This window comes from Enhygromyxa salina (assembly GCF_002994635.1).
In the GTDB taxonomy this organism is placed as follows: Bacteria; Myxococcota_A; Polyangia; order Nannocystales; family Nannocystaceae; genus Plesiocystis; species Plesiocystis salina_B.
In genome coordinates, this window is record NZ_PVNL01000172.1 from 1 (window position 1) to 6,399 (window position 6,399).

At 67.0% G+C, this 6,399-nt stretch carries 4 protein-coding genes; 3 read left to right on the top strand and 1 reads right to left on the bottom strand.

All coding sequences use genetic code 11. From position 1 onward, the window contains the following. The 3 genes from ENSA7_RS41385 to ENSA7_RS41395 all read left to right on the top strand — a co-directional run. A partial coding sequence (locus tag ENSA7_RS41385; protein ID WP_146158754.1) for a transglutaminase-like domain-containing protein occupies window positions 1-2,768 on the top strand: 2,768 nt, incomplete at its 5' end. A gap of 184 nt (window positions 2,769-2,952) precedes the next feature. Continuing rightward, complete coding sequence (locus tag ENSA7_RS41390) at window positions 2,953-3,759, top strand: mechanosensitive ion channel family protein (RefSeq protein WP_106094952.1); 807 nt, start codon at window positions 2,953-2,955, stop codon at window positions 3,757-3,759. A gap of 174 nt (window positions 3,760-3,933) precedes the next feature. Then, complete coding sequence (locus ENSA7_RS41395; protein WP_106094953.1) at window positions 3,934-4,947, top strand: DUF481 domain-containing protein; 1,014 nt, start codon at window positions 3,934-3,936, stop codon at window positions 4,945-4,947. Window positions 4,948-5,152: 205 nt separating this feature from the next. On the opposite strand, the gene ENSA7_RS41400 is transcribed toward ENSA7_RS41395, so the two are convergent. Then, the gene (locus ENSA7_RS41400) at window positions 5,153-6,037 is read right to left on the bottom strand and encodes a transposase (protein ID WP_181234653.1); all 885 of its coding nucleotides are present in this window, start codon (window positions 6,035-6,037) and stop codon (window positions 5,153-5,155) included. Between the last annotated feature and the right edge of the window lie 362 nt (window positions 6,038-6,399).

Genomic DNA, 6,399 nt, shown 5'->3' on the forward strand with positions numbered 1-6,399 from the left:
GGGGCAGCTCGGGGGGCCCCGCACAGGCCACCAGCCGGACCGAGGTCGAGCGCCTGCGCGAGGTCGTGATCGACGGCGCCAGCAAGGACGCGATGCTCGCCGCGCGCAGCCTGATGGACATCCCCGGGGCCGACAACGCCGCCGCGATCCGGACCCGGGCCGACCGCATGATCCGCGAGGGGATCGAGGACGACGCCGCGCGCGGGCTCGCCGTCGATCTGGCCTGGGCGCTCGCGCGGGGGCTGGACGGCAAAGATCGCAAGCGCCTCGAGCAGCTCGCCAAGGCCGTGAAGCTCGAGCCCGCCGACGACCGGCCCAAGCGCGCCGAGGGCACCCGCGAGGCGCTCGAAGACATGGCCAGGGATCACGCCGAGGGCCGCAAGCGCCTCGGCCAGCGAGCGGCCGCGACCAGCGACGAGCGGGCGACCCGGTTCGTCCGCGAGCGTCGAGCTCGGCCCGCGCCGCGTGCCCTCGAGCAGGTCCGCAGCAAGCCCCTGGCCGAGCTGACTCCCGGCCACGAGTGGACCTTCGTGCGGGTCGGCAACGCCGGCTTGTTTGCGACCAGCCTCGAGGGCCTGCTGCGGCGTCTCGCTCCGGCCAACGCGACCGACGCGTACCTGGTCCGCACGCTGATCTACGAGAACCTGCTGCAGGGCTCGTTTGCGCTGCTCGGGGACGCGGGTGGGCTCGACCTGAGCGCCCCGATCGAGTGCGTCTCGCCCAAGGGCAGCGAGAGCTTCGCCTGCGCGGCCACGGTCGCCGACCGCGACGCCGTGCTCACGACCCTCGCCGCGCGCGAGCTCGGGGACGACGCTGGCGTGGCCGTGCCGCTGAGCCTCGCGACCGAGTTCGCCGGGCTGCCGCTCACGCTCGGCTCGCTGCCGGTCATGCTGCACTCGCTGATCGAGGCGCCCGAGGACGAGCTCGAGCCCGACGACTCCCCGCAGATCGCCGCCGAGCGGCTGCGCCTGACCCGGACGATCGCCGGCCACCAGCTCGAGTACTACGCGACCGTCGAGCTGCACGAGAACCGCCTGATCGTCGACTCCGAGCACTACCTGTTCGTCGGGGATCGGCTGCTGGTGTTCTCGGGCTCGGACCTGGCCGAGCAGCTGCTGCGCGAGCCCCCGAGCGGCGCCAGCACGCTCGCGGCTGATCCCGAATTCGCCAAGGCCGTCGCCGGCTGGCGAGACGGCGTCGCGCTGCAGGCGGTCGACTTCAGCGGCGATCTCGGGCTGCCGGAGGTGGCGCTCGAGGTCGTGCTCGACAACGAGGGCCTCGAGTTCTCGGCCCGGGCGATCGGCGACCACCAGTCGATCGGACAGTTTGGGGATCTCGAGCGGCTGCTGCCCGATCAGCACGTGGCCGCGGCCTCCGTGGCGCTCGAGCCCGACGCCCTCCGCGAGTACTTCGAGGACGCCGATCTCGACCGCTGCGCTGGGCACGGGAGCGGGGTCGCGCCGGCGAGCCCACCCGCAGCGGGCGTGCAGGCCTGCGGACTGTCGGCCGACGACAAACTGCCTCCGCTCGAGCTCGCCGAGGCCGCCCCCGCCGTGTTGCTGGGCTGGTACCCCGAGGTCGGCAGCGCGCTGTGGCAGGACTGGGTCCTGGTCATGCCGATCGACGCAGGCCTGAAGGCCGCCATGAAGCGCCAGCGCGTGCCCACCCCGGCCGCCGGGGAGCTGCTCGAGCACGCCGGTTTGTTCTTCGTGTCGCGCGACGGGGCGCTGATCGTCGCGTCGACCCGCGCGCTGGCCGAAGACGCCAAGGACAGCCCGCTCGCGCGCGCCGGGATCGAAGGTCCACGCCGGTTCGCGGCGTTCTCGTTGGACGGCCAGCGGGCCGCCGCGGTCGTGCGGGCGCTCGCGGAGCGCTACAGCGGAGACCGCCGCGCCGACTATCTGCGGCTGGTCGCAACCGTGATTGGCCTGGTCCAGCGCGTGCAGCTGCGCGGCGAGTGGACCCACAACAGCGCCGACGACGGGGTCCTGACCGCCAGCTTGGCGCTCAACCTCGCCGAGTCCGAAGAGCAGCTCGCGCTGATCGATCGGTGGCTGGCGAGCCCCGAGGTCGGCAACGCGAGCAAGCTCCCGCGCCGGCTGTCGCAGGCCGACACCGACAGCGGCCTCGCGTACGTGATCCAGGTTGACGACGCCGAGCACTTTGCCCGCAGCGCGGTGCCCAAGGACAACCCGCGCATGAGCGTCGAGGTGCTCGGTCCGGACCAGCTGCGCCTGCGCGTGCTGCCGTCGCGGGCGGTCCCGAGCAACACCGTGCACGTGCTGACCGCCGAGCAGCGCGAGCGCTTGCTCGGGTCTGACAACATGGTCCGCGCCAAGGATCAGAAGATCCGCGACGTCGCCAATCAGCTGCGGATCGCCGGCGACGACGTGGCGACGGTCGCCGCGGTGGTGTCGTGGGTGCACCAGAAGGTCCACTACGAGATCACCCCCAACAGCCTCGACGCCGTGACGATCCTCGAGCGTGGCCAGGGTGACTGCACGGAGTATGCGCTGCTGACCGTGACGATCCTCAGGGCCGCCGGGATCCCTGCGCGACTGCAAGAGGGCATGGCCGCGAGCGGCGACGAGATGGTCGCGCACGCGTGGGTGGCGTGGCATGACGGGACGCGCTGGCGCGAGGTCGACCCGACCGCCGGGACTGCGAGCGTGAGCGCCGGGCACCTCGAGATCGAGGTCGTCGATGTGCTCGCGATGATCTCGCTTGGGCAGTTCGAGGTGACCGCGATCGAGCAGATCGAGCCCTGAGCTGCTGCTTGGGTGTCCCTTTGATCAAGTGGTCATTTGGTCATTTGGTCAGGGTGAACGCGGTCCCAATTTTTCGGTTTCGACGCTGACTTGTGGTTTGCATCGACACGCCCCGTGACTATAGAGTCGCGGCGGCAGATCGCTGCCTTGCCAGTTCCATCCTTGCACCGATAGAGCGACACCCATGGAAAATTTGCCTGTCCCCGAGTTTCTTCAGCCCTACATGCCGTTGATCGTGGGAGCCGTGACCGCGCTCGTGATCTTCATTATCGGCATCGTTGTCGCCGGATGGGTTCACAGCCTGGTGTCGCGCGCGCTGAGCAAGCGCCAGGTCGACCAATCGCTGGTCGGCTTCATCGCCTCGCTCGCGCGCTGGCTGGTGCTCGCGGCCGCGGTCATCGCCGCGCTCGAGCGAGTCGGCCTGCAGACCACCAGCTTGATCGCGCTGCTGGGTTCTGCGGGCATCGCAATCGGCTTGGCGCTGCAGGGCAACCTCGCCCACTTCGCCAGCGGCGTGATGATCTTGTTGTTCCGCCCGTTCAAGGTCGGTGACTACATCGCGGCCGCGGGCGAAGAGGGCAACGTCACGAACATCGGGCTGTTCACGACCACGCTGCTGACGCTCGACAACGAGACAGTGATCATTCCCAACGGCGCCGCGACTGGCGGCGTGATGACCAACTACACGATCAGCGGCAGTCGTCGGGCGCACATCGCCGTTGGGGTTGCGTATGGCAGCAGCGTGCCCGAGGTGATCGCCGTGCTCGAGAAGGCCACGGCGCGCTGTGATCTGGCGATGACGACGCCGAAGCCGGTGATCGCGTTTGTCGGGCTCGGCGCCAGCTCGCTGGACTTCCTGGTGCTCGCGCACTGTGATCCGGCGGTCTACGCGGGGATGCTGCACCAGGTGCGCACGGCGGTTTACGAGGATCTCGCGGCTGCTGGGATCGAGATCCCGTTCGCGCAGATCGTGGTGCACAAGGCCGCGTGAGCGCTTAGTATCGCGCGGGCTCATCGACCCGGACCGGTCGCCGTTTGCTTCGCGCTCGCGGGTGGCGCGGTCGATCGGGGTCGGCAGCACGACGCGGGCGCTGACCACGCGTGGCGGGGCTGCTGCTGTGCGCGCGGGTCAGACTCCTCTCGTCCTCAGGGATCCATTCGAATCATGCAACAGAAGACGCTCACTCTCGCCCTTGCGGTTTGCCTGACCTGCCCGACGCTGGCCATCGCCGCCCCGCCCGAAGGTCCTGTCGCGCTGGCCATCGCCGCCCCGCCCGAAGGTCCTGTCGTGCCCACCGGCACTGCCGAGCAAGACAACGCCAGCTCCGGCAAGACCGAGCTCGGCACCGGCGACAAGTTCGCGGGCACAAAGGAGGTCGCGGCCGAGGACGCCGCCGCCGAAGAGGCTGCGGCTGACCCGCACGCGGATGACGCGACCGAATTCGACATCTCGTTGGGTGGGATCTTCAGCACGGGCAACTCGCGCTCGCTGGCGGCGACCGGGCTGTCCAATTTTCGTCTGCGGCGGACGATTCATCAGTTCGGCGCGTCGGTGGCCGGCAACTACGGCGCGACTGGTGCCGAGGATCAGCCGGGGCGCTACGACACGACTGTGGGCAACGTGCAGGGGCTAGTCCGCTACGATGTATATTTTGCCAAGCGATGGACCGCGTTCACGCAGGTGACCGCGCGCCACGATCCGTTTCAGCGGCTGGACTTGCGCTTGAACGTGGATCCGGGCTTTGCCTTTTATGCGCTGAACAAGTCCAAGCACCGGCTGTGGTTCGAGGCTGGGTATGACTTTCAGTATGACGTACGGACCGACGACGCGCTGGTATTGGTTGATGACGCGGGGGAGCCGGTGTTGGATATGGACGGGAACATGCAGATTGATCCGGAGGTGCTGAGGGTTCAGCTCAACCATGCTGCGCGGTTGTTTGCGGGGTACTCGAACAAGCTGTCTGAGCGGGTTAGCTTTGATACTGGGATTGAGTATTTGCAGAGTGTGGTTGAGGCGCGGCGGCTGCGGGTGAATTATTTGGCGGCGCTGAATACTCAGCTTGTTGAGCGGTTGTCGCTGGCGGTGACGTTTACGCTGAGGTTTGAGAACGATCCGCTGCCGGGGGTTCGGCGGTTGGATACTGTGACGGCGTTCTCCCTAGCCTACCGATTCTTCTAACCTGCCCGAAGGTCATGTGCCCGGACAGCATCGGGCGTTGGGATCAGGTCGAGAAGCGCCCTGCTTGGCTGTCCAATTGCCGTCGTTAGCAGCCCAAATACTCGTGCCGCGAACCAAGAATGCTACGCGATGGTAGGCTTCCACGCTCAAAACCAACACCAGCAGGCAGGTCATCATGCCCGCCCACGCCCATCACGCAACGCATCTAGGACTCGCCGACGCAGCGCGCTTCGTACCGACGCCACAGCAGCCATGTGCCAGCGGGAAACTCCACGCTCCTGTCGCCAGCAATCCACAGCTTCCTCGCCACCGCGTACGCCAGTTCGAACGCCTTCTTCCCCTGGATCGCTGCGATGCGCTTGTCCTTGTCCGTCGAGGACACCGTTGGACGCACGCCAAACACCTTGTCCGTGCCAGGCATCGCCGACCAGTGTTGCGCCCGGACGTTGCGCATCTTTAGAACCTTCTTCCCGGCCTTCTGCCGCGCCTGTTCCAGTTCGTTCTCCCGCGCCGTCACCTTGTCGAGCACCACGTCTCGTAGTTCGTCGTCGCTCAACTCGGGTCGCGCGGGTGGCCGCACGAGTCGAAGCGTCGCGGTCTTGGGAATCCTGCTGCGATCACGCTTCGAAGGTGTCCGCGCGTCCCGAAGCCTCCGTTTTTTGCGTGTCCGAACTGGTGCATGCGACCCCCAGAGCCCCAATTTCGGTTTCGATAGCAGCAACTCGTCACCGTATCGCATCCGCGCCGTCGTCACGCCTTTCCAGTGCCGGGCTTTTGTGACCAGATCGCTCGCACATGGGTTCGCCAACGTGTAGACGGCATGCTCGAGCAATTTTTCGGGGTCTTGGGGCTCGACGCAGTTGTACCCCTTCTCGATATTCGTCCCGGTGGTTCCTCGAAGGGCATTCAGCGCGCGCGCTGTCAATGAGTTCAGCTGTTCCATGAAATCCGGCAGGCACTTCGTGTGCGCGGTCAACAGCAGGTGGAAGTGGTTGCTCATGTACACGACCTCGTGGATCGAAACATCGAACTTCGAGCTGGTGTATGCCAGCGTAAACATGAGGATCTTGGTGACCTTCTCGGTCGGCACGAAACGAAAGCTGTTTCCTACAGCCTCGCAGGTGATGAAGACTGTCTGTTCTGCGTGAACTGGTCGCGGCGGGGTAGTCACGCCAGGTCTGTCGGCCCTCGGAAGCGAGCTTTGCAGATTCTTTGCGGATAACTGCAGATCACTCTGTGGCGTCCCCGCAGTGCTGCGCGAAACCCGGATGACACGACCTTCGGGCGGGCTACACGACCGCGGATGACACGACCTTCGGGCGGGCTACACGACCGCGCGAAACCCGGATGACACGACCTTCGGGCGGGTCACGAGGCCGGGAGGGCGGTTGGCTGCTGGCGCTCATGAACCCCACCCCCTACCCGGCGCCCCTCCCGCACACACCCCAACAC